At 71.8% G+C, this 20,918-nt stretch carries 20 protein-coding genes; 11 read left to right on the forward strand and 9 right to left on the reverse strand.

Annotation, left to right across the window (positions count from 1 at the left end; genetic code table 11):
- The first annotated feature begins 96 nt into the window (after positions 1 to 96).
- Positions 97 to 828: a hypothetical protein gene (locus tag GJR97_RS00835; protein ID WP_154344674.1), complete on the forward strand. Its 732-nt coding sequence runs from the start codon at positions 97 to 99 to the stop codon at positions 826 to 828.
- Between the two features lie 96 nt (positions 829 to 924).
- On the opposite strand, the gene GJR97_RS00840 is transcribed toward GJR97_RS00835, so the two are convergent.
- Positions 925 to 1,854 (reverse strand): SGNH/GDSL hydrolase family protein, encoded by a 930-nt coding sequence (locus GJR97_RS00840; protein WP_195760573.1) that lies wholly within the window; start codon positions 1,852 to 1,854, stop codon positions 925 to 927.
- An 8-nt stretch (positions 1,855 to 1,862) separates the two neighbouring features.
- The gene (locus GJR97_RS00845) at positions 1,863 to 2,678 is read right to left on the reverse strand and encodes an SGNH/GDSL hydrolase family protein (protein WP_154344676.1); all 816 of its coding nucleotides are present in this window, start codon (positions 2,676 to 2,678) and stop codon (positions 1,863 to 1,865) included.
- A 110-nt stretch (positions 2,679 to 2,788) separates the two neighbouring features.
- Between GJR97_RS00845 and GJR97_RS00850 the strand changes: the two genes are divergently transcribed.
- From GJR97_RS00850 to GJR97_RS00870, 5 genes are all read left to right on the forward strand, one after another.
- Positions 2,789 to 3,778 (forward strand): Gfo/Idh/MocA family protein, encoded by a 990-nt coding sequence (locus GJR97_RS00850; protein WP_154344677.1) that lies wholly within the window; start codon positions 2,789 to 2,791, stop codon positions 3,776 to 3,778.
- A 25-nt stretch (positions 3,779 to 3,803) separates the two neighbouring features.
- The gene (locus GJR97_RS00855; protein WP_324612947.1) at positions 3,804 to 4,967 is read left to right on the forward strand and encodes a M20/M25/M40 family metallo-hydrolase; all 1,164 of its coding nucleotides are present in this window, start codon (positions 3,804 to 3,806) and stop codon (positions 4,965 to 4,967) included.
- Positions 4,968 to 5,040: 73 nt separating this feature from the next.
- Positions 5,041 to 6,585 carry a D-alanyl-D-alanine carboxypeptidase/D-alanyl-D-alanine-endopeptidase gene (locus GJR97_RS00860; RefSeq protein WP_324612948.1) on the forward strand — a complete coding sequence of 515 codons (1,545 nt, stop codon included), beginning with the start codon at positions 5,041 to 5,043 and terminating at the stop codon, positions 6,583 to 6,585.
- A gap of 94 nt (positions 6,586 to 6,679) precedes the next feature.
- Entirely contained in the window at positions 6,680 to 7,351 is a 672-nt protein-coding gene (locus GJR97_RS00865; protein ID WP_154344678.1) for an isochorismatase family protein, read from the forward strand.
- Positions 7,348 to 8,118 (forward strand): alpha/beta fold hydrolase, encoded by a 771-nt coding sequence (locus tag GJR97_RS00870; protein ID WP_324612949.1) that lies wholly within the window; start codon positions 7,348 to 7,350, stop codon positions 8,116 to 8,118. The genes GJR97_RS00865 and GJR97_RS00870 overlap by 4 nt, the downstream gene beginning before the upstream one ends.
- A 13-nt stretch (positions 8,119 to 8,131) precedes the next feature.
- Here the strand turns inward: GJR97_RS00870 and GJR97_RS00875 are convergent, their stop codons facing one another.
- Positions 8,132 to 9,076 carry an AraC-like ligand-binding domain-containing protein gene (locus GJR97_RS00875; protein WP_154344718.1) on the reverse strand — a complete coding sequence of 315 codons (945 nt, stop codon included), beginning with the start codon at positions 9,074 to 9,076 and terminating at the stop codon, positions 8,132 to 8,134.
- Positions 9,077 to 9,329: 253 nt separating this feature from the next.
- On the opposite strand from GJR97_RS00875, the gene GJR97_RS00880 reads away from it, so the two are divergent.
- The gene (locus GJR97_RS00880; RefSeq protein ID WP_154344679.1) at positions 9,330 to 10,868 is read left to right on the forward strand and encodes an APC family permease; all 1,539 of its coding nucleotides are present in this window, start codon (positions 9,330 to 9,332) and stop codon (positions 10,866 to 10,868) included.
- On the opposite strand, the gene GJR97_RS00885 is transcribed toward GJR97_RS00880, so the two are convergent.
- Complete coding sequence (locus GJR97_RS00885) at positions 10,865 to 11,440, reverse strand: hypothetical protein (RefSeq protein ID WP_154344680.1); 576 nt, start codon at positions 11,438 to 11,440, stop codon at positions 10,865 to 10,867. The genes GJR97_RS00880 and GJR97_RS00885 overlap by 4 nt on opposite strands.
- A gap of 76 nt (positions 11,441 to 11,516) precedes the next feature.
- On the opposite strand from GJR97_RS00885, the gene GJR97_RS00890 reads away from it, so the two are divergent.
- The 3 genes from GJR97_RS00890 to arr all read left to right on the forward strand — a co-directional run bounded on the left by GJR97_RS00890 (position 11,517) and on the right by arr (position 14,806).
- The gene (locus GJR97_RS00890) at positions 11,517 to 13,556 is read left to right on the forward strand and encodes a primary-amine oxidase (RefSeq protein WP_154344681.1); all 2,040 of its coding nucleotides are present in this window, start codon (positions 11,517 to 11,519) and stop codon (positions 13,554 to 13,556) included.
- 144 nt (positions 13,557 to 13,700) lie between these two features.
- A complete protein-coding gene (locus tag GJR97_RS00895; RefSeq protein WP_324612952.1) occupies positions 13,701 to 14,198 on the forward strand; it encodes an AAA family ATPase in 498 nt (165 codons plus the stop codon).
- A 197-nt stretch (positions 14,199 to 14,395) separates the two neighbouring features.
- The gene (gene arr, locus GJR97_RS17975) at positions 14,396 to 14,806 is read left to right on the forward strand and encodes an NAD(+)--rifampin ADP-ribosyltransferase (protein ID WP_324612953.1); all 411 of its coding nucleotides are present in this window, start codon (positions 14,396 to 14,398) and stop codon (positions 14,804 to 14,806) included.
- A gap of 40 nt (positions 14,807 to 14,846) precedes the next feature.
- On the opposite strand, the gene GJR97_RS00905 is transcribed toward arr, so the two are convergent.
- Positions 14,847 to 15,434 (reverse strand): TetR/AcrR family transcriptional regulator, encoded by a 588-nt coding sequence (locus GJR97_RS00905; RefSeq protein ID WP_154344682.1) that lies wholly within the window; start codon positions 15,432 to 15,434, stop codon positions 14,847 to 14,849.
- A gap of 166 nt (positions 15,435 to 15,600) precedes the next feature.
- On the reverse strand, positions 15,601 to 17,034 hold the full coding sequence (locus tag GJR97_RS00910; RefSeq protein ID WP_154344683.1) for an aldehyde dehydrogenase family protein: 1,434 nt from the start codon (positions 17,032 to 17,034) through the stop codon (positions 15,601 to 15,603).
- 128 nt (positions 17,035 to 17,162) lie between these two features.
- On the opposite strand from GJR97_RS00910, the gene GJR97_RS00915 reads away from it, so the two are divergent.
- On the forward strand, positions 17,163 to 17,768 hold the full coding sequence (locus tag GJR97_RS00915; protein WP_324612954.1) for a MarR family winged helix-turn-helix transcriptional regulator: 606 nt from the start codon (positions 17,163 to 17,165) through the stop codon (positions 17,766 to 17,768).
- A gap of 37 nt (positions 17,769 to 17,805) precedes the next feature.
- Here the strand turns inward: GJR97_RS00915 and GJR97_RS00920 are convergent, their stop codons facing one another.
- The 3 genes from GJR97_RS00920 to hpaE form a co-directional block, all read right to left on the reverse strand.
- Positions 17,806 to 17,970: a hypothetical protein gene (locus tag GJR97_RS00920; RefSeq protein WP_154344684.1), complete on the reverse strand. Its 165-nt coding sequence runs from the start codon at positions 17,968 to 17,970 to the stop codon at positions 17,806 to 17,808.
- A 232-nt stretch (positions 17,971 to 18,202) separates the two neighbouring features.
- Entirely contained in the window at positions 18,203 to 19,345 is a 1,143-nt protein-coding gene (hpaD, locus tag GJR97_RS00925; protein ID WP_154344685.1) for a 3,4-dihydroxyphenylacetate 2,3-dioxygenase, read from the reverse strand.
- Positions 19,346 to 19,385: 40 nt separating this feature from the next.
- On the reverse strand, positions 19,386 to 20,918 hold the full coding sequence (gene hpaE, locus GJR97_RS00930) for a 5-carboxymethyl-2-hydroxymuconate semialdehyde dehydrogenase (protein ID WP_154344686.1): 1,533 nt from the start codon (positions 20,916 to 20,918) through the stop codon (positions 19,386 to 19,388).

Here is a 20,918-nt window from a genome sequence, read left to right on the forward strand (position 1 = left end):
ACGGCACCCACGATGGATGCCCCCGACGTCGCGCCGCTCGTACCGTCGAGCCGTCGCCGCGGAAGGGCCGCGGCCGAACCGAGGGGGAATCCGCCCATGTCCACGTCCCGTGCACTGCCGTCCGTCCGCCGCGTGCTCGTCGCCGGATCGCTCGTCGTCGCCATCGCCACCGCCGTCGCAGGGATCCTGCTGCAACCCGAGTTCCCCGACGACCCGACCGGGTACGTCGAGCTCCTCGCCGGCTCGACGTCCGCCGCGATCGGGCTCCAGCTCTTCCTGTGGTCCCAGGTGTTCTGGGCGATCGGCCTGGTCGGGCTCGCGCACGCGGCGAGTCACCGCTCACCCGTGCTCGCCACGCTCGGCGCCGCCTTCAGCGGTCTCGGCGCGTTCGGCCACGCCGCCTACGGCGGGGCGAGCCTCGTCACGCTCGGCATGGCGCGGTATGCCGTCGAGTCGGGCGACCTCGATGCGGCGCAGGCCGCGTTCGCGGCCACGCAGGGCGGCGACTTCGTCCCGTACCTCCTCGCCGGGCTCGGCGGCACGGTGCTCGGCGTGATCCTCGTCGCGGTCGCCCTGCTCCGCTCGGCCGTCGCGCCGCGCTGGGTCGCGATCGCCCTGCTCGCCTGGACGGTGACCGAGTTCGTGCTGCCCAACTTCCTCTCCGGCGCCTGGATCGCGTACGCCTCGCTGGTGCTCGGGCTGATCGCGTTCACCGGCGCTGCGGTGGCGGTGCTGCGCGGTGGGTCGGGTGCATGGACGACGGTGCTCGAGGCCGCAGCCGACGAGCGAAGCGAGACGCCCCCGGTCGGCGCTGCCGCAGCGCCCTGACCGACCGTTGACTCGGCCCGGCACGCCCCGATCGGTGCCCGAGCCGGGAATGCGGAGGGCCCGGACCACGTCCGGGCCCTCCGTCCAGGTGGCGGACTACGAGAGCGGAACCGCCCGGATCGCCGTCGCGTAGGCGGCGTGCCCGGTGGCGTTCGGGTGGAAGGCGTTGACCGTCGTGGTCGTCAGCCACTTCCAGTCGTTGATCCACGGGCTCGAGCTGCCGATGCCGTGCCCCGCGAAGTCGTCCTCGACGTCGACGAAGACGGCACCGGCGGACGTCGCGGCCGCCTCGACCACGTCGTTGAGCTCGACCGTCTCGTCGTTCACCTCGTCGGCCCAGACGTACTTCGGGTTCACGCCCGAACTGTTCTCCCAGAAGAGCAGCGGGTAGCCGGCGACGATGACCTTCGCGCCCGGTGCCCGCTCCTGGATCCCGTCGACGACCGCGACGATGCTCGCGGTGAACTCCGGAGAGTCCGCGATGGCCGCGCCTGCGGCGATCTTCGACGAGCACGACGAACTCACGAGCACGAAGCAGTTCTGCATCACGTCGGCGAAGCCGACGTCGTTGCCGCCGACGGTGACCGTGACGAGCTTCGCCGTGGTCGGGATCGCCGCGATCTGCCGGTCGAGCACGTCGACGGTGTCCGTGCCCGAGCAGGCGGGGAACGCGACGAGTGCCTTGTCCGCGTCTCCATCGAGCAGCTTCGGATAGCTCTTCGAGCTCGTGTAGCACGTCCGTTCGATGTAGCTGCCGGCGCCGACGCCGGCGGCGAACGAGTCGCCGAGTGCGGCGTACTCGAGCTCGGTTGTGCCGCCGCCGCCACCGCCTCCGCTCCCTCCGCCGGGCTTGCCCGGCTTGTCCGGCTTGGCCATGGGGACCGCGGCGTGGGCGGTGTCCGCCGGGCCGGCGAGCGCCGAGCCGAGGAGCAGGGTGAGCGCCGCGAGCAGCCCGGCGGCGAGGAGCGCGACGCGACGCGCGTGGACTGCCGGAACGGCGGCATCGTGCCGCGCGTGCGAGGACATCGTCCGACTCATCCGAGCGCGACGAGGATCGCGTCGCGGTAGACGGCCTGACCGGTCGCGGTCGGGTGCAGGAAGGTCAGCGGGTCGAACTGGTCGGCGCCGAGCCACGGGTCGAGATCGCCGACCTGGTGGCCGAGGTAGGCGAACTCCAAGCTCGTGTAGTGGACGTTCGCGCCGGCGGTGGCCGCCCCGGTCGCCGCGGCGCCGATCTGGGCGTCGAGCGCGAGGGTCGCGGCGTTCACGGTGTCGGTCAGGGCGCTGAACCCGCTCACGAACGGCACCGGGTAGTCGGTCACGACGATGCGCGCGTTGGGTGCGCGCTCGGCGATCGCGAGCAACAGCGCACCGAGCTGCTGACCGATGACTCCGGAGGCGAGAAGCTGCTCCGCCTCGGCGACGGCCATCGCACAGGCGAGTGATTCCGGGTCGGGTGCGCAGATCGCGAAGACGGCGCCGACCCCGAGGTCGTTCCCGCCCACGGTCAGCGTGACGAGCGTCGTGCCGCGATTCACCTGCGACAGCTGGGTCGACGCGACGTCGGAGATCGTCGCGCCGCTGCACGCGGCCTGGCGCAGCAGGTTCGTCCGCGGTACCGCGTCGAGCAGGACCGGGTACGCGGCGTCGGACCTGAGGCAGGCGTCCAACGGGATCCCGGCGCCCTGCCCCGCGGCGTACGAGTCGCCGAGCGAGACGTACTTGTTCACCGGATCGGGCGGGGCGGCGAGGGCGGATGGTGCGGCGCCGAAGAAGACGGCGACGAGGGCGACGGTGGCCCCGGCGATCGAGCCGACGATGCGGCTCCTTCGGTTCGAATGTGCCGACATGGCCGAAACCTAGCGGGAATCATGAGGCTTCCGCATATCCCAGAACAGGTGTCATCTGGACGGGCACCTCCGGATCCAGCGGAGGGGAGGTCGCCGCTAGGCTGGCGCGCATGACGGCACGACTGCGATGGGGAATCCTCGCGACCGGCGGCATCGCCCGCCTCTTCACCTCCGACCTCCGGCTGAACGGCTTCGACGTGCGGGCCGTGGGCTCGAGGTCGACCGAGTCGGCGCGGGCGTTCGCCGAGGAGTTCGGCATCGCCACCGCGCACGGCAGCTACGACGCGCTGCTCGCCGACCCCGAAGTCGACGCGATCTACGTCGCGACGCCGCATCCGTGGCATGCGGCGTCGGCGCTCGCGGCGATCGAGGCCGGCAAGCACGTCCTCGTCGAGAAGCCGTTCACGCTGAACGAGGCCGAGGCCCGCGTCGTCGCCGATGCGGCCCGCGACCGCGGCGTGCTCGTGCTCGAGGCGATGTGGACGAGGTATCTCCCGCACATGGTGCGCATCCGCGAGATCATCGCGTCGGGCGCGATCGGCGAGGTGCGCACGATGATCGCCGACCACACCCAGAAGCTCTCCGACGATCCGTCGCACCGGCTCAACGCACTCGACCTCGGCGGGGGCGCGCTGCTCGACCTCGGTATCTACCCGGTCTCGTTCGCGTGGGACCTCTTCGGCGCACCCGCCGTCATCCAGTCCACGGCGATCTTCAAGGAGACCGGCGCCGACGCCCAGATCGCCGTCCAGTTCGGCTACGCCGAGGGCCGGATCGCCTCGACGTTCTCCGCCAGCGATGCCCGCGGCCCGAATCGGGCGCTCGTGCTCGGCACCGAGGCGCGCATCGAGATCGACGGGGTCTGGTACACGCCCACGAGCTTCCGGGTCATCGGGCACGACGACGTGGTCATCGAGGAGTTCGCATCCGACGTGAACGGCCGCGGCATGCACTACCAGGCGGCAGCGATGGAGGAGCTCGTCGCCGCCGGTCGGCTCGACGGCGGCGACGTCCTGCCGACCGAGGAGTCCGTCGCGATCATGGGCACCCTCGACCGCATCCGCGCGGAGATCGGCCTGCGCTACCCGGGCGAGGGCTGAGCCGGTCGGCGCGAACGGGAACGAGGTGTCCCTCGACGGGGACGTCGCCGCCCTGGCCCGGCGACTCGTCGCGATCGACGCGACGAACCCGTCGCTGGTCATCGGCGGTGCGGGGGAGCGCGAACTCGCGGGCGTCATCGCGACCTGGCTCGACGAACGCGGCTTCGAGGTGCGCCAGGTGGGCGCCGATCCTTCGCGCCCGAGCGTCCTCGCTCGCCGGCGCGGTCGAGGCGGCGGCCGGACCCTGCTCCTCGCCGGGCACCTCGACACGGTCGGCGGCGCCGGCAGTGCAGCGGATGACGCGTCGCACGCCGTGCCCGATCGCATCGTGGGCCGCGGCGCCTACGACATGGCCGGTGGACTCGCCGCGGCGATGATCGCCGCTGCGACGGCACCCGACGACCTCACCGGCGACATCGTGCTGGCGTTCGCCGCCGACGAGGAGTTCGGCTCGCTCGGGATGGAGGAGCTGCTCGCGGCGATCGACGCGGAGGGGCGCTCCGGCCCGGCCCGGCGGCGCCCCGACGGCGCGATCGTGCTCGAGCCGACCGACCTCGAGGTGACGCTCGCGCATCGCGGCTTCGCCTGGTATCGCGTCGAGTACGACGGCGTGGCGGCGCACGGCTCGCAGCCGGAGCTCGGCGTCGATGCGATCGATCGCGCGCTCGACGGGCTGGTCGCGCTGCGCGCCCTCGGTGCCCAGCTCGCCGCGCGCCCGGGGCATCCGCTGCTCGGATCGGGGAGCGTGCGCGTCGCCACCATCGACGGCGGGACGGATGCCGCGACGGTCGCCGACCGCTGCGTGCTGGTCGTCGAGCGCCGCACCCTGCCCGGCGACCCGGACCCGGGTGCCGAGCTCGAGCGCGTGCTCGCGGCCTCGGAACCGGGCCGCATCGTGCCCCTCGTGGTGCGGCCCGCCATGGAGGCGTCGTCCGACGCGCGCATCGCGCGCGCCGTGGTCGGCGCGGTCGGGGGCGTCACGGGCGCACCCGCCGTCGTGCGGGGCGACCCGTGGTGGACCGACGCCGGGCTCATCGCCGAGGCGGGCATCCCCGTCGTGCTCATCGGGCCCGTCGGCGGCGGCGCCCACGCCGACCTCGAATGGGTCTCGGTCGCGTCGCTGCACGCGCTGGCCGACGTGATCGCGCGGGTCGTCCGGGAGTTCTGCACCGAGGTATCAGCGCCCTGACCCGTCCTCCGGCCGGCGCCCCGCGAGCGCAGGCACTCGGGAGGCGCCCGGACGACGTCCGTACAATGCCCGGGTGAGCGACGAGACGGATGCCACGGGCGCGACGCCCGCGCAGGGGGAGCCCGCGTCGCCGGGCGACCCCGCGACGGCCCCATCGCCACGCGACCCGGTCGCCGCGACGACGCCCGACCGGCCACGGGGCGTCCGCTCGCTGATCGCCGAGCATCGGGTGCTCGCCGCCGTCGCCGCGGTCGCCGCCGTCGGACTGCTCGGAGGGGCCGTCGCGTTCGCCGCGACCATGACGGGCGGTGACGCGTCGCCGACGCCGTCGGCCACCCCGACGCCGACCCCGACCGACACGCCCACGCCGACCCCCACCGCGACGCCGACCCCGACGCCCGAACCGGCGGCACGCGTGCGCACGTGCTCGGTCGCGGGCCTCGCGGCCGATCCGCGCCTGGCGAACCTGCAGGCGCAGGTCATGAACGCCGAGACGGGGGAGGTGCTCTTCGATCGCGGCGGGCTCGAGGCCTCGCGGACCGCGAGCGTCATGAAGGTCGTCACGGCCGCGGCCGCGCTCGCCGTCTTCTCGCCTGACGACCGCTTCGCGACGACCGTCGTGAAGGGCGCCGAACCGGGCTCGGTCGTGCTCGTCGGCGGCGGCGACCTGACGCTCTCGCGGACCGCGACCGGCAACGAGACCGTCTACCCCGGTGCCGCGCACCTCGACGACCTCGCCGCCCAGGTGCGCGCGGCGTGGGACGCCGATCCGTCGAACCCGCCCCTCACGAAGCTCGTCCTCGACTCGTCGTACTTCGGCGGGGAGACCTGGCATGCGAGCTGGGCGCCGACGGAGCGCGACCTCGGCTACATGCCCGAGATCACGGCCCTCATGGTCGACGGCGACCGCGACGACCCGTACGCGAACACCTCGCGCCGGGGTGCCGACGCGGTCGGCCGGGCAGGCGACGCGTTCGCCTCGGAACTCGGGGGCGTGTCGGCGATCGAGCGCGGCACGGCGCCTGCCGGCGCGACCGAACTCGGCCGCGTCTGGTCGCCCACCGTCGCCCAGCTCATCGACAAGTCGCTCGTCGTATCGGACAACACGGTCGCGGAGATGCTCGCCCGGCAGGTGGCGGTCGCGGTGGGGACGGGGAACACGTTCGCGGCCATCGACCCCGCGGTGCGACAGGCGCTCGCGACGTACGGCATCGCCCGCGGCGGCATCCGGGTGATCGACGGGTCGGGACTCTCTCCCGACAACGCCGTGCCCCCCGCGTACCTCACCCGGCTGTTCGCCAAGGTCGAGGCGCGCGAGGGGAACCTCGGCGTGATCCGCGATGGCCTCCCCATCGCCGGCCAGCGCGGTTCGCTGTCGTACGCCGACCGGTTCGCGGGTGACAACGCCGTCGCGCACGGCGCGGTCTTCGCGAAGACCGGCTGGATCGACACGGGCTACACGCTCGGGGGCATCGTCCACGCGCAGGACGGCACGACCCTGACCTTCGCGATCTACGCGCTCGGCGACGTCTCGCAGATCACGGCCGACGCGAAGGTGGCGATCGACACGCTCACGACGGGCTTCTACCGCTGCGGCGACGAACTCTCGAACGAGTGACCGAGGGCCTGCCGCGGCATCCGCGAATCGCGACAGAATGGAAGCGGCGGCCGGAGGAACCCCGCCCGAGACCCGAGGAGCGAAGGAGCCGATCATGAGTCGGGCCCTGTTCATCATCGACGTGCAGAACGACTTCACCGAGGGCGGCGCGCTCGGCGTCGACGGCGGTGCGGCCGTCGCGGCGGGCATCACCGCCTACCTCGCCGAGCACGGCGAACGCTACGACCTCGTCGTGGCATCCCGCGACTGGCACAACCCCGACGACGACAACGGCGGGCATTTCGCGACCGATGCCGAGCCCGACTTCGTGACGACCTGGCCCAAGCACTGCATGGCAGGCACGCCGGGTGCCGAGTACCATCCCGCGCTCGACACGAGCGGGGTCGACGTGCACATCCGCAAGGGCCAGGGGGTGCCGGCGTACTCGATCTTCGAGGGCACGGATGACTCGGGCGCGTCGATCACCGAGGTGCTCGAGCAGCACGGCATCACCGACATCGACGTCGCGGGTCTCGCGACCGACTACTGCGTGCGCGCGAGCGCGCTCGACGCGATCGAGCACGGGCGCCACGTGCGCGTGCTCCGCGACCTGGTCGCGGGCGTCGCGGCGGAGTCGTCCGCCGCGGCGATCGCCGAACTCGGTCACGCCGGGGCCGCGATCGTCGAATCCGCGGAGCTTCCGCCGGGCGAGGTCGTCGAGACGGACGAGCCCGATGGCACGGACGACGCCGGCGCAACTGCCGACGACGAGGCGGGTCGCGCGTGATCGGGCCGGCCTCGTCTGCGCCGGTCCTGCACGCCGAGGCTCCGGACGGCGTCCTCATCGCCTACCGCGTGCACGGTGACGATGCCGAGTCGGGTCGCCCGCCCGTCCTGCTGGTGCACGGCTTCGCGTCGGACTCGACCGTCACGTGGGACGGCACGGGGTGGGTGCGCTCCCTCGTGGAGTCCGGCCGTCGCGTGATCACGATGGACCTCCGCGGGCACGGTGCGAGCGACAAGCCGGCCGACGCCGACGCGTACGCACCCGATCGACTCGGCGGCGACCTCCTCGCGGTGCTCGACTCGGCCGGCGCCGAGCGGTGCGACGCGATCGGCTACTCGATGGGCAATCGGGTCATCTCCGCCCTCTGCGAGCTCGCCCCCGATCGGGTGCGTCGCGTCGTGGTGGGCGGTGCGGGGCCGACGGAGCTGTTCGCGACGTGGGACGTCGAGGATGCACGCGGGTACCTCGTCGACGGCACGCAACCGCGCAACCCGGTGATCGCCCAGGTCCTGGCCCCGGCGATCCGGGCCGGCGCCGACCGCGAGGCGCTCCTGGCGTGCATCGAGGGCGTCTCGGGCGCCCCGCTCGCGATCCCCGGCGGCATCCCGGTCCTGTTCGTCGCTGGCGAGGAGGACCCGGTGCCGGTCGGCGTGCAGCAGCTCGCGCTCGACTGGGGGAGCGACCTCATCACGATCCGGGGTCGCGACCACGTCTCGACGCTGACGTCCCGCACGTTCAAGGACGCGGCGATCGACTTCCTCGTCTGACCTGCGATTCGGATCACGCGGCCGTCGCGCGCGCTCGGACGGCGGTCGGCGGCTCGCCGAACTCCGCGCGGAAGGCGCGGCTGAAGTGCGCGGCATCGGCGAAACCCCAGCGGGCCGCGACCTGGCCGACCGGCCTGTGCGCCGCGAGCGGGTCCCGCAGTTCGCGCCGGCAGCGGTCGAGCCGGCGTGATCGGATCCAGCTGGAGACGGTGAGACCCTCCTCGTGGAAGATCGCGTGCAGGTGGCGCGTCGAGATGAAGTGGGCCGCGGCGATCCTCGCCGGCGTGAGTTCGGGGTCGCCCAACCGGTCGTCGAGCCAGGCCTGGATGCCGCGGAGCACGGCCCGGTGGGGTCGGTCGGCGTCCCGGGCGACGTCGAGCTCGCGAGCGTAGAGCGTCGTCACGAGGTCGACCGCGTTGCGGGCCAAGCGGCCGCCGATGGGTCCGTCGAGTTGATGGAGGTCGCCCGCGAGTTCGGCGAGGAAGCGCGCGACCACGCGGCCGAGGCCGTCCTCGCCCGCGATGCGCGCGGCCGTCATGCCCTGCACGGCGTCGGTGGGCAGCTCGAGCATCCGGTGCGGCAGCATGAGCACGAGCGTGCTGAACGCCTCCTCGAACACGAGGGTGTACGGCGAATCGGTGTCGTAGATCGTGAGGTCGCCGGGCCGGAGCACGGCCTCGCGGGAGTCCTGCACGAGCAGGCCCGTGCCGCAGAGCTGGAGGCCGAGCTTGAAGGAGCGATGCTCGGACCGGGCGACGAGCTCGGGCGTGCGGTGGATCTCGTGTCCCGAGGCGGTGACCACGGAGACGTGGATGTCGTCGCCGATCGAGGCGCGGATGTCCCCGCGGAATGCGTCCGGATCGTCCGCGCGCACGCGGAGCGGAACGAAGGACCGCGAGGCGAGCGCGCTGAACTCGGCGAAGTCGAGCGCCAGCGACGAGGTGTCGATCGCGGGCATGTCCGACGCGGGCGCGGGGGAGGGGAAGGATCCGTGGGGCACGGGATGCACCTCATCTCTCGGTGGGACGTCGATGTCCGGGTCGAGAGGAAACTCTACGCGCGTTGAGGCAAATTCGACAGGGCGAGTCTGCGGCCGGGGTCAATCGGCGTACGCTCTGCGACAAGCCAGGCGCGCCGGCGCACGGAACCATGGGCCGGAACCGGGCGATGCCGCCGTGGCTCGCCCTCCGTCGACCAAGGGATTTCCAGCCATGACCTCCGCAACGACGACGACGTCGCCGTCGGCGACCGGTGGGCTCAGCCACCGCCGACTCGGCGTGCCATCCGTCACCCTCATGATCATCGCGGCGTCGGCGCCGCTCACCGTCGTCGCCGGCGGCGTGACCACGACCTTCGCCGTGACCGGCGTGATCGGCGTGCCGGTCGGCTTCATCGTGCTCGCCGCGGCGCTCGCGGTGTTCGCCGTCGGCTACGCCGCGATGAGCCGCTACGTCACGAACGCCGGCGCCTTCTACGCCTACATCGCCCAGGGCATCGGACGCCCCTTCGGCGTCGGCGCCTCGCTCGTCGCGCTCGTGGCGTACAACGCCATGCAGGTCGGCATCTACGGCCTGTTCGGATTCCAGATGTCGATGTTCCTCGAGGCCAAGTTCGGCATCTCCACGCCGTGGTGGCTCTGGATCTTCGCCTGCATCGTCGTCGTCGGCGCGCTCGGCGTGAATCGTGTCGACCTGTCGGCCAAGGTCCTCGGAATCCTCGTCGCCCTGGAGTTCGCCGCCGTGCTCGTCTTCGACCTCGTCGCGTTCGCGGTCGCGCCCGAAGGCGTGAGCACCGCCGGGCTCCAGCCGGCCGAGTTCCTCGTGCCCGGCGTCGGCGCCGTCCTCTCGTTCGGGGTCGCAGCATTCATGGGCTTCGAGTCGGCCGCGATCTACGGCGAGGAGTCGAAGGACCCGAAGCGCACGGTCGCCCGGGCGACCTACTCGGCCGTCGCGATCATCGGCGTCTTCTACGCGTTCAGCGCGTGGGCGTTCACGGTCGGCATCGGACCGTCGCAGATCGTCGATGCTTCGGCGACCTACGGCCCCGACCTGATGTTCGTGTTCATGGGCCAGCATGCGCCGGTCATCCTGAGCGACCTCATGCAGGTGCTGTTCCTCACGAGCCTGTTCGCCGCCCTGCAGTCCTTCCACAACGCCGTCGCCCGCTACCTGTTCTCGCTCGGGCGCGAGGGCGTGCTGCACCGCGGCCTCGGTGCGGTGCGCGCGGGCTCGCGTGCGCCGTGGGCCGGCTCGGTCGCCCAGAGCGCGATCGCGATCGTGGTGACGCTCGGGTTCGTCGTCGCGGGCGAGGGCATGGGCCTCAAGTCCGACTTCGCGCCGGTCGAGTTCCTCTACCCGGTCCTCACGATGTTCACCTGGCTCACCAACACCGGCGCCATGGGACTCGTGCTGCTGATGGGCGTCATCGCGATCGCGGTGATCGGGTTCTTCCGACGCGACCGTCGCGGACTCGGCGCGTGGCAGACGCTCATCGCGCCGGTGATCTCGGCGGTCGTCCTGTTCGCGGTGTTCGTGCTCATCCTCGCCAACTTCAACGTCCTGCTCGGGCAGACCGAGACCACAGCGGTCACGTTCGTCCTGCCTGCGCTGCTCATCGTCCCGGGCGTCGTCGGGGTCGTGTGGGGCATGGCGATCCGCCGCAGGAACCCGGAGCTGTACGCGCGCATCGGCCACGGCCTCGAGGAGGCTGAGGCCGCCGCCGTGGCGGGCGAGCCGCACCGCGGCATCTAGGCGACGAACGCGCTCACGAGACCGGGAGCGGCCATGGCGGCGAGCATGACGGTCATGCTCGCCGCCGCGAGGCCGTGGCCGGCCGCGTCGCGGCCGTCGCGCACCGCCCGGAGGGTGACCCCGGCGCCGAGCGCGACCACCCCGAGGACGCCGACAGTCCCGGCGCCGAGGAGCGGGGCCGAGTGCCCGTGCGCCACGGCGGACGCAGCGTGGACGTCGCTGCCGGCGGCGGCCACGAGCCATCCGGTCGCGATCAGCGCCAGGGCGTGGTGCAGGTCGTGGATCGGGCGGGAGCGGACGCCGACCGCCCGAGGGTCCCTGGGCGTGGCGGTGGCGGAGCGGTTCGACCGATCGACGCGCGAGCGGATGCCGAGGGCGAGGCCCGCGAGGACGAGGATGCCCGCCCACGCCACGCCGGGGAGGATGCCGGTGGCGGCCGTGTCGAACATGGCCGCGAGCATCGCGAGTGCGGCGACCGCGTCGAGGGCGCGGAGTCGACGGCCCCGGGCGAGCGTCGCGCCGGTGCCGGCCAGCGCGCCGGCGAGCATGAATCCGTGTGCGACCTCGGCCATTCGTTCCCCGAATCTTCCCTGTTCCGGCGAGTCCGGATATATTACTCGACAAACGTAGAGAAAAACGAGGTGCACCATGACGACGATGTCGACCACCCGAGCCGCAGAGCGGCACCACTCGCCCGATCCGGGCGCGCCCGCGATCGACCCGATGCGCGGCCTCTCAGCCGACGAGATCGACGCGACGCGCGAGATCCTGGCCGAAGCCGGCCTCCTCGCCGAGCACACGCGGTTCGTGTACGTCGGCCTCGACGAGCCCGCCAAGCCCGACGTCCTCGCCGGCATCCAGCTCCCGCGCGTCGCCCGGGTGCTCCTGCTCGACCGGGCCACGGGTGCGTCCTCCGACGTGCGGGTCTCGGTCACCGACCGGTCGATCCTCCGCCGTGACGAGATCGACGGCGCGAACGGGCAGGTGCCGATCCTCGACGTCGAGTTCGAGGCGATCTACGACCTGCTGGGCGCCGAGCCCGAGTGGCACGAGGCCCTCGCCAAGCGCGGCATCACGCACGAGCAGGTCGCGCTCGCCCCGTTGTCGGCGGGCGAGTACGGGTTCGAGGCCGAGCGGGGGCGCCGCGTCATCCGCGTGCTCGCCTTCATGCGGCACGACGAGCAGGACCACTGCTGGGCGCACCCCGTCGACGGGCTCTGCGCCTACGTCGACATGATCGAGGGCCGGATGTTCGAGCTCATCGACCACAGGGTCTACGACATCCCCGCCGAGTCGGGGAACTTCGACGACCCCGAGGTGCAGGGCGCGCCGCTCGACACGCTGAAGCCGATCAGCATCACCCAGCCCGAGGGGCCGAGCTTCACCGTCGAGGAGGACCGGGTGAGCTGGGCGAACTGGCGGTTCTCGCTCGCGTTCGACGCGCGCGAGGGGCTCGTGCTCCGTCGCATCCGCTACGTCGACGCCGACCAGGGCGGCATCGAACGCGACATCGTCTACCGCGCCTCCATCGCCGAGATGGTCGTGCCCTACGGCGACCCGTCTCCCGCGCGCTTCTGGCAGAACTACTTCGACACGGGGGAGTACGTCTTCGGCCGCTACGCGAACTCCCTGCAGCTCGGGTGCGACTGCCTCGGCGAGATCCGGTACTTCGACGCCACCATCGCCGACGAATTCGGCCACCCCCGCGTCATCCCGAACGCGATCTGCATGCACGAGGAGGACTACGGGACCCTCTGGAAGCACACCGACATCTACACGGGCTCGAACGAGGTCCGCCGCCAGCGGCGCCTCGTGATCAGCTTCTTCACGACGGTCGGCAACTACGACTACGGGTTCTACTGGTACCTCTACCTCGACGGCACGATCGAGTGCGAGGCGAAGCTCACGGGCGTGCTGTTCTCGTCGGCCTACGACCCGGAGGCGGGCGATCACGCGAGCGAGGTCGCTCCCGGGCTCGGGGCGCCCTACCACCAGCACCTGTTCAGCGCGCGGCTCGACATGATGGTCGACGGCGTCGCGAACGCGGTCGAGGAGGTCGACGCGGTGCGCGTGCCGATGGGCGAGGGCAACGCCTACGGCAACGCGTTCACCAAGCGCACGACCCGACTGCGGACCGAGGCCGAGGGCGCGCGCGATGCCGACCCCGTCGCGGGACGCGCCTGGCACATCGTCAACACCGAGCGGCAGAACCGGCTCGGCCGCCCCGTCGGGTACGAACTCCGCGCGGAGGGCACGCCGACGCTGCTCGCCGACCCCGAGTCGGTCATCGCCAAGCGCGCCGGCTTCACGCGCAAGCACCTCTGGGTCACGCGCTACGACCGCGACGAACGCTACCCGGCGGGCGACCTCGTCAACCAGAACCCCGGCGGCGACGGCCTCCCGCGCTACACGGAGGCCGACCGCTCGATCGACGGCGAGGACATCGTGCTCTGGCACACCTTCGGCCCCACGCACTTCCCGCGCGTGGAGGACTGGCCGGTCATGCCCGTCGACTACGCGAAGTTCACCCTGAAGCCCTACGGCTTCTTCGGGCGGAACCCCACGCTCAACGTCCCCTCGTCCAAGTCGCTGGGCATGGCGTGCCACACGGATGCCGCGGCCGGCGGATGCCACTGCGAGGCGGGCGAGTGCACGTGCTCGGGGCACGGGCACGGGCACGGGCACTGACGCCCGGACGATCGGATCGAGACGGGCGGATGCCGCGGGGGCGCCGCATCCGCCCGTCCCCGCCGTGCCCGTCGGCGCCCCTCTCGACGGTCGGCACCCGTGGTCCGACGCCGCTCCTCCTCGACAGCGGATACGATCGGCGGAGTGTCGAAACGGAACGGGCGGCTGAGCCGGGTCCCACCGCGCGTGGTCTTCATGTGCGGTCCGGCCGGCGCGGGGAAGTCCACCGTCGCTCGGCGTCTCGAACGGCAGGGGATGGTACGTCTCTCGTTCGACGAGGTGGCGTGGGCACGTGGGATCCGCTCGATGCCGCTTCCGCGTGAGGTCCATGCCCAGATCGAGGAGGTGCTCCGGGCCCGGCTGTTCGAGCTCGTGACCGCCGGGGCGGACGTCGTCCTCGACTTCTCGTTCTGGTCGCGCCGCGTGAGAGAGTCGTACCGCTCCCTCCTGAGGCCGCTCGGGATCGAGCCGGAGATCATCTACCTGGCGACGCCGAGGGAGGTCGCCCTGGCGAGGGTGCGCGCCCGTCGTCTCGAGCACGGGGACGATTTCACCCTGCCGGAGGAGGTCGCGGCCTCGTACTTCGACCATTTCGAGCCGCCGACCGCCGACGAGGGACCGCTCGAGGTCATCCACCCCTGACCAGCCGGGTGACGGACGAGTCGACGCGCGTGCCGACGGCGATGGACGCCGGAGCGGCATCCCCGGAGGTCGGGACGACGGACGGCGAGCGACGCATCCGACATGCCGCGGGCGGGTCCCTGAGCAGCGGACCGTTCCACCCCGGTCGCCCCGTCCCGATCCCGATCACCGCTCGCGGCAGGGTCTACGCTGTCCCGGTGGGCGACGTGATCGACGAGGGGCCGTTCTACCACGGCACGAAGGCCGACCTGCAGGTCGGGGACCTCCTGACGGCGGGGTTCCGCTCGAACTACCGTCCCGAGGTGGTCATGAACCACGTGTACTTCACGGCGCTTCCGGATGGCGCCGGCCTCGCCGCCGAGCTCGCCCCCGGCGACGGCGAGCCGCGCGTCTACGCCGTCGAGCCGACCGGTCCGTTCGAGGACGACCCGAACGTCACCGACAAGAAGTTCCCCGGCAACCCGACGCGGTCGTACCGGAGCGCAGAACCCCTGCGGGTCGTCGGGGAGGTCGACGACTGGACCCGGCTCACGCCAGAGGCGCTGCAGCAGTGGCGCGACCGGTTGGCGGAACTCGCCGCGGACGAGCGGGGCGAGATCATCAACTGAGGGATGCCGCCGAGCCGGCGGCATCCGTCGCCGACCGTCGTCAGCGCAGCAGGTCGAGGTATCCGTCGAGCAACCGCGTCAGCCGGTCGGCGTCGGCGCTCGCCGGAGCGACGACGGCGATGACCTGCACGCCGTCGAGCATCGCCATGAAGTGGTCGACGACGACGGGGATGTCGACGTCGTCGCGGATCTCGCCGAGGCGCTTCGCGTCGGCGAGGTGACCGCCGATCTCGACGCGCCACTGGTCCATCGTGCGCTCGTGGAGGGCAAGCAGCTCGGGCTCGTTGGCCGCGTACTCCCAGAAGGGGATGACGATACGCGCCTCGAGGATGCGCTCCTCGTCGAGGGGGAAGATCTGCAGCATCAGCTCGCGAAGGGCCGCCATGCCCTCGAGGTCGGCGCGCACGGCTGCGAAGCGCTCGTTGGTGGCGGCGAACACGTGCTCGAACGTCGCCCCGATCAGCTCCTCCTTGTTGCGGAAGTAGGGGAAGAGCCCGCCGTTCGCGACGCCGGACGCCCTGGCGATCTCGCGCATCGTGGTGGCGCGGAAGCCCTTCTCGGCGATGAGGCGCCAGGTCGCGTGCACGATCTCGAGGCGGCGCGCGTCGTGGTCGACGATCTTCGGCATGGTCCCCTCTCGCGACGCCGCGGCGTCGGGGTCAACGATACGCGCCGCGACGGGCGCAGCTCCGCATGCCGAGACGGGAGCGCGACACGACCGGGCACGACGAGGGCCGGGAGCGCGATCGCACTCCCGGCCCGTCCCCTGCCCGCCCCCGCGGACGCTCCGCAGGTCAGCCGTTGACGACCTGCGGCACGCCGAGCGCCTTGAGGCCCTCGACGCCGAACTCGAGCCCGTAGCCCGACTGCTTCGCGCCGCCGAACGGCGCCATCGGGTGGACCGCGCCGTGCGCGTTGATCCACACCGTGCCGACCTCGAGGCGAGCGGCGATGCTCCGCGCCTCGTCGCGGTCGGTCGACCACACCGAGGCGCCGAGACCCACCTCGACCCCGTTCGCCATCGCGATCGCGTCATCGAGGTCGTGGTAGCGGATGATCGGCAGCGCGGGACCGAACTGCTCCTCCTGCACCAGGGGCGAACGGTCGTCGATGTCGGCCACGAGCGTCGTCGGGTAGAAGTTGCCCGGTGCGCTGCGATCCGGGTCGCCGCCGAGCAGCACGCGGGCGCCGCCCGCCTTCGCCGACTCCACCAGGCGGTCGACGACGTCGAACTGCTGCCGGTTCTGCAGCGGCCCGAGCACGTTCGCCTCGTCGAGCCCGACGCCCATGGGCATCGCCCGCGCGACGTCGACCAAGGCGTCGCACACCGCGTCGTAGACGTCGTCGTGCACGTACAGGCGCTTCAGCGCGGCGCAGGTCTGCCCCGTGTTGATGAACGCGCCCCAGAAGACGGCCTCCGCGATCGCCTTCGGGTCGACGTCGGGCAGCACGATGCCGGCGTCGTTGCCGCCGAGCTCGAGGGTGAGCCGCTTCACCGTGTCGGCCGAACTGCGGATGATCGCCTTGCCGGTCGCGGTGGAGCCGGTGAACATCACCTTGCCGACCGACGGGTGCGACGCGAGCGCCGCACCGACGTCGCGACCGCCCGAGACGACCTCGACGACGCTTGCGGGCAGCACGCGGTTGATGACCTCGATGAGGGCGAGCACGCTGAGCGGGGTGTACTCCGACGGCTTCACGACGACCGTGTTGCCCATGCGGAGCGCCGGCGCGACCTGCCAGACCGTGATCATCTGCGGCCAGTTCCACGGACCGATCGCGCCCACGACGCCGATCGGCCGGTAGTGCAGCTCGGCGTGGGTCTCGCCGTCGTCCACGACGACCTCGGCCTCGAGCGGCGTCGCCGCGGCGGCCCGCATCCACCCGGATGCCGCGCCGACCTCGAATCGCGCGTTCGGACCGTTCAGCGGCTTGCCCTGCTCCCGCGAGAGCACGTGCGCGAGGGCCTCCGCCTCGGCGTCGATCGCGTCGGCGGCGAGCATGAGCAGCTCGCTCCGACGCGCATGGCCGAGCGCCGCCCAGGCCGGCTGCGCGGCCTCCGCGCGGGCGATCGCCCGCTCGAGGTCGCCGATGCCGTGCACCGGGGCGTGTCCGACGAGGCCGCCCGTCGCCGGGTCGAGGATCTCGCGCCGCTCGCCGTCGCGCGGCGTGATCTCGGCGAGCAGATCGGCGTGCGTCTCCTCGAGGACTGGGATCGGGCTGTTCATGGCACCTCCACGTTGAGTTGGGGTTCCACGGTAGGCAGCGACCCGACTCTCGGCGTTGCCCGTCCGCGCGACGCACTTGGACCTCGGTGCACGAAGCGCGGTGCGCTGCCGGCGACTAGGGTGTCAGGGTGTCCAGTCGTCCGAGCGGATCCGAGTCGAGCGGCTACTGGTACGGCTCCGACGAGACGCGGCTCGGCAGCGTCGACGTGCTCAACCTGCTCCGTCGGTACCGATCGGCCGACCAGGAGATGCGTCGGCGCACACGGGACGCGATGGGCATGGGCGAGACCGACCTGCTCGCCCTGCGCTACGTGCTGCGCGCCGAACGCGAAGGCGACATGCTCACGCCCGGGGCGCTGGCGAAGCTGCTCGGCATCTCGACGGCGTCGACGACCGTGCTCATCGACCGCCTCGAACGGAGCGGTCACCTCGTGCGTCGGCCGCACCCGACGGATCGCCGTTCGCTCGTCGTCGCGAGCACGAGCGACAGCGATGAGGAGGTTCGGGCGACGCTCGGCCTGATGCACCGGGCGATGATCGAGGTCGCGGACGGGCTCGACCAGGACGAGCTCGCCGTCGTGGCGAGGTTCCTCGCCGGGATGATCGAGGCGTTGGAACTCGTCGACCCGCACGCGGAGGCGGAGGAGGCCGCCGGGGAGTCCACGGCCGCGGTTGCGCCCACGGACGACGACGCCGCCCGGCACAGGAAGGGTGCGGGCGGCGAGTCGGCCTGAGCGCAGGGACCGCGCACGCGCGGTCCCGCGTCGGCGGTCAGACGCTCCGGTTGCCGGTGAGCATCCGGACGAGCCAGACGATGACGGCCAGGACGAGCAGGACGATGCCGACCCAGAGCAGGAAGTTCAGCGACTGCACGAAGCCGCCGGTGAACAGCAGGATGATGGCGATGATGCCGACGATGATGAGCAGGGTGTTCACGGGAGTGCCTTTCTGAATGGCGATGACGCCGTGCGGCGCACGGCGGGTCGGGAACCTTCGGGCCCCGGGGGACTCGCGCCCCCCGGGGTCGTCCCCCCGGTCGTGATCGCCCGCGAAGCGGTCGTTCCCTGATACGCGATCACGTGACCAGCATCCCGTCGGAGTCGCCGGGACGTCCAGCCATTCCGAAGGTTGGCCGAATCCGCTATTGTTCGCGCGCCCGAGACCCTGCTCAGAGCGTGTGCCCGAGCTTGAAGCCCTTCTCCTCGTCGCCCTTCCGCGTGTACGAGAACCCGTCCGCGCCGATGGTGACGGCCATCTCGGAGTCGTCGGTGCGGGCGACGACGGGCTTCGGGTTGCCGTCGAGGTCGAGCACGAGCGAGGCCTCGGTGTACCAGGACGGCACGACGGGGTTGCCCCACCAGTCTCGGCGCTGGTTGTCGTGCACGTCCCACGTGACGACGGGGTTGTCGGGGTCGCCCGTGTAGTAGTCCTGCGTGTAGATCTCGACACGGTGGCCGTCGGGGTCGCGCAGGTAGAGGTAGAACGCGTTCGAGACGCCGTGGCGGCCGGGGCCGCGTTCGATCGCGTCCGACATCCGCAGGGCGCCGAGCTTGTCGCAGATGGCGAGGATGTTGTGCTTCTCGTGCGTCGAGAAGGCCACGTGGTGCATGCGAGGGCCGTCGCCGCCGGTCATCGCGGTGTCGTGCACGGTGGGCTTGCGGCGCATCCACGCGGCGTAGACCGTGCCGGTCTCGTCCTGGATGTCCTCCGTCACCCGGAAGCCGAGGTCCTGCATGAACGCGACCGCACGCGGCACGTCGGGCGTGACCTGGTTGAAGTGGTCGAGTCGCACGAGGGCGCCGGGCGTGTACAGGTCGTAGCGCCAGGCGAGGCGCTCGACGTGCTCGACGTCGTGGAAGAACTCGTACGGGAATCCGAGCGGGTCCTCGACGCGCACGGACTCGCCGATGCCCTTCGTCCAGCCCTCGGTGCGACGCTCGACGCGGCATCCGAGCTCGGTGTAGAACGCGACGGCCTTGTCGAGGTCCTCCGGGGTGCGCACGCGGTAGCTGAACGCCGCGACGGCCGCGACCGGGCCCGAGCGGAGCACGAGGTTGTGGTGGATGAACTCCTCGAGCGAGCGCAGGTAGACGGTGTTCTCGTCTTCCTCGGTCACCGTGAGGCCGAGGACCTCGACGTAGAAGTTCCGGCTCGCCTCGAGGTCGGTGACGACGAGCTCCATGTACGCGCAGCGCAGGATGTCGGGGGCCGGGACGGATGGCGTCGGGATCGGGTTCTCGCTGTGGATCGGAGCCTCCTGGGAGACGTAGAAGCCCGAGGAGGTGAGGGTCATGTCGTTGCGGTCGGTCATGTCAGCGTCCTTGCGTGAGATGGGTCGGTGGGATGGCGCGTCAGCGCGGGTCCGGGTCGTCCAGGTCGGATTCGTGGTGCTCCTGCTTGCCGAACGTCGGGTTGTGCACGGCGCCGAGCGTGATGTGCACCGCCTGCTGGTCGGTGTAGAAGTCGATCGAGCGGTAGCCGCCCTCGTGGCCGAGGCCGGAGGCCTTGACACCGCCGAAGGGGGTGCGCAGGTCGCGCACGTTGTTGGAGTTCAGCCAGACCATGCCGGCCTCGACGGCCTGCGAGAAGTTGTGCGCGCGCTTCAGGTCGTTGGTCCAGATGTACGCCGCCAGGCCGTACCTCACCCCGTTGGCGAGCTCGAGCGCCTCTTCGTCGGAGTCGAACGGCGTGATCGCGACGACCGGGCCGAAGATCTCCTCCTGGAAGATGCGGGCGTCCTTCGCCACGTCGGCGAACACGGTCGGGGCGACGTAGTTGCCGGTGGGGAAGCCCTCCGGGCGGCCGCCGCCGGCCACGAGCCGGCCCTCGCCCTTGCCGATCTCGACGTAGCTCATGACCTTGTCGTAGTGCTCCGGGTGCACGAGCGCGCCGACCTCGGTCTTCGGGTCGTGCGGGTCGCCGACCACGACGCGCTTCGCCTGCGCGGCGTACTTCTCGACGAACTCGTCGTAGACGGCGCGCTCGACGAGGATGCGGCTGCCGGCGGTGCAGCGCTCGCCGTTCAGCGAGAACACGCCGAAGATGGTCGCGTCGACCGCGGCGTCGAGGTCGGCGTCGGCGAAGACCACGGCCGGGCTCTTGCCGCCGAGCTCCATCGACAGGCCCTTCAGGAACGGCGCCGCGTTGCCGAAGATGACCTGCCCGGTGCGGCTCTCGCCGGTGAACGAGATGAGCGGCACGTCGGGGTGCTTCACGAGCGCGTCGCCGGCCTCCTCGCCGAGCCCGTTGACGAGGTTGAACACGCCCTGCGGGAGGCCCGCCTCCTCGAAGATCTCGGCCCAGAGGCTCGCCGAGAGCGGCGTGAACTCCGCGGGCTTCAGCACGACCGTGTTGCCGGTCGCGATCGCGGGCGCGAGCTTCCACGACTCGAGCATGAACGGCGTGTTCCACGGCGTGATCAGGCCGGCGACGCCGATCGGCTTGCGGTTGACGTAGTTCACCTGGCGACCCGGCACCTTGTACGTGTCGTCGGCCTGCGCGACGATCAGGTCCGCGAAGAACCGGAAGTTCTCCGCCGCACGGCGGGCCTGGCCGAGTGCCTGCGTGATCGGGAGGCCGGTGTCGAAGGTCTCGAGCTCGGCCAGGCGCGCGTCGCGCGACTCGACGAGGTCGGCGATGCGGTGCAGCACGCGCGAGCGCTCGCGCGGCAGCATCCGCGGCCACGGCCCGTCGACGAAGGCGCGGCGCGCGGCGGCGACGGCGCGGTCGATGTCGGCCTTCTGGCCGGCCGCGGCCTGCACGTAGGTCTCGTTCGAGACGGGGTCGAGCACGTCGAACGTCTCGCCGCCGATCGAGTCGACGAACTCGCCGCCGATGTAGTGGCGGATGCGGTCGGGCAGCCCCTCGGGGATGTGCTGGGTCAT

Origin of the sequence: Agromyces kandeliae, from assembly GCF_009674665.1 — a bacterium.
Taxonomy (GTDB): domain Bacteria; phylum Actinomycetota; class Actinomycetes; order Actinomycetales; family Microbacteriaceae; genus Agromyces; species Agromyces kandeliae.

Coding starts and splice junctions, on each gene's coding strand:
- GJR97_RS00865 (WP_154344678.1), top strand. CDS start 6,680: ATGAGTCGGGCCCTGTTCATCATCGACGTGCAGAACGACTTCACCGAG.
- GJR97_RS00885 (WP_154344680.1), bottom strand. CDS start 11,440: ATGGCCGAGGTCGCACACGGATTCATGCTCGCCGGCGCGCTGGCCGGC.
- GJR97_RS00845 (WP_154344676.1), bottom strand. CDS start 2,678: ATGTCGGCACATTCGAACCGAAGGAGCCGCATCGTCGGCTCGATCGCC.
- GJR97_RS00905 (WP_154344682.1), bottom strand. CDS start 15,434: ATGCCGAAGATCGTCGACCACGACGCGCGCCGCCTCGAGATCGTGCAC.
- GJR97_RS00835 (WP_154344674.1), top strand. CDS start 97: ATGTCCACGTCCCGTGCACTGCCGTCCGTCCGCCGCGTGCTCGTCGCC.
- GJR97_RS00875 (WP_154344718.1), bottom strand. CDS start 9,076: ATGCCCGCGATCGACACCTCGTCGCTGGCGCTCGACTTCGCCGAGTTC.
- GJR97_RS00840 (WP_195760573.1), bottom strand. CDS start 1,854: ATGTCCTCGCACGCGCGGCACGATGCCGCCGTTCCGGCAGTCCACGCG.
- hpaD (WP_154344685.1), bottom strand. CDS start 19,345: ATGACCGACCGCAACGACATGACCCTCACCTCCTCGGGCTTCTACGTC.
- GJR97_RS00910 (WP_154344683.1), bottom strand. CDS start 17,034: ATGAACAGCCCGATCCCAGTCCTCGAGGAGACGCACGCCGATCTGCTC.
- GJR97_RS00850 (WP_154344677.1), top strand. CDS start 2,789: ATGACGGCACGACTGCGATGGGGAATCCTCGCGACCGGCGGCATCGCC.
- GJR97_RS00880 (WP_154344679.1), top strand. CDS start 9,330: ATGACCTCCGCAACGACGACGACGTCGCCGTCGGCGACCGGTGGGCTC.
- hpaE (WP_154344686.1), bottom strand. CDS start 20,918: ATGACCCAGCACATCCCCGAGGGGCTGCCCGACCGCATCCGCCACTAC.
- GJR97_RS00890 (WP_154344681.1), top strand. CDS start 11,517: ATGACGACGATGTCGACCACCCGAGCCGCAGAGCGGCACCACTCGCCC.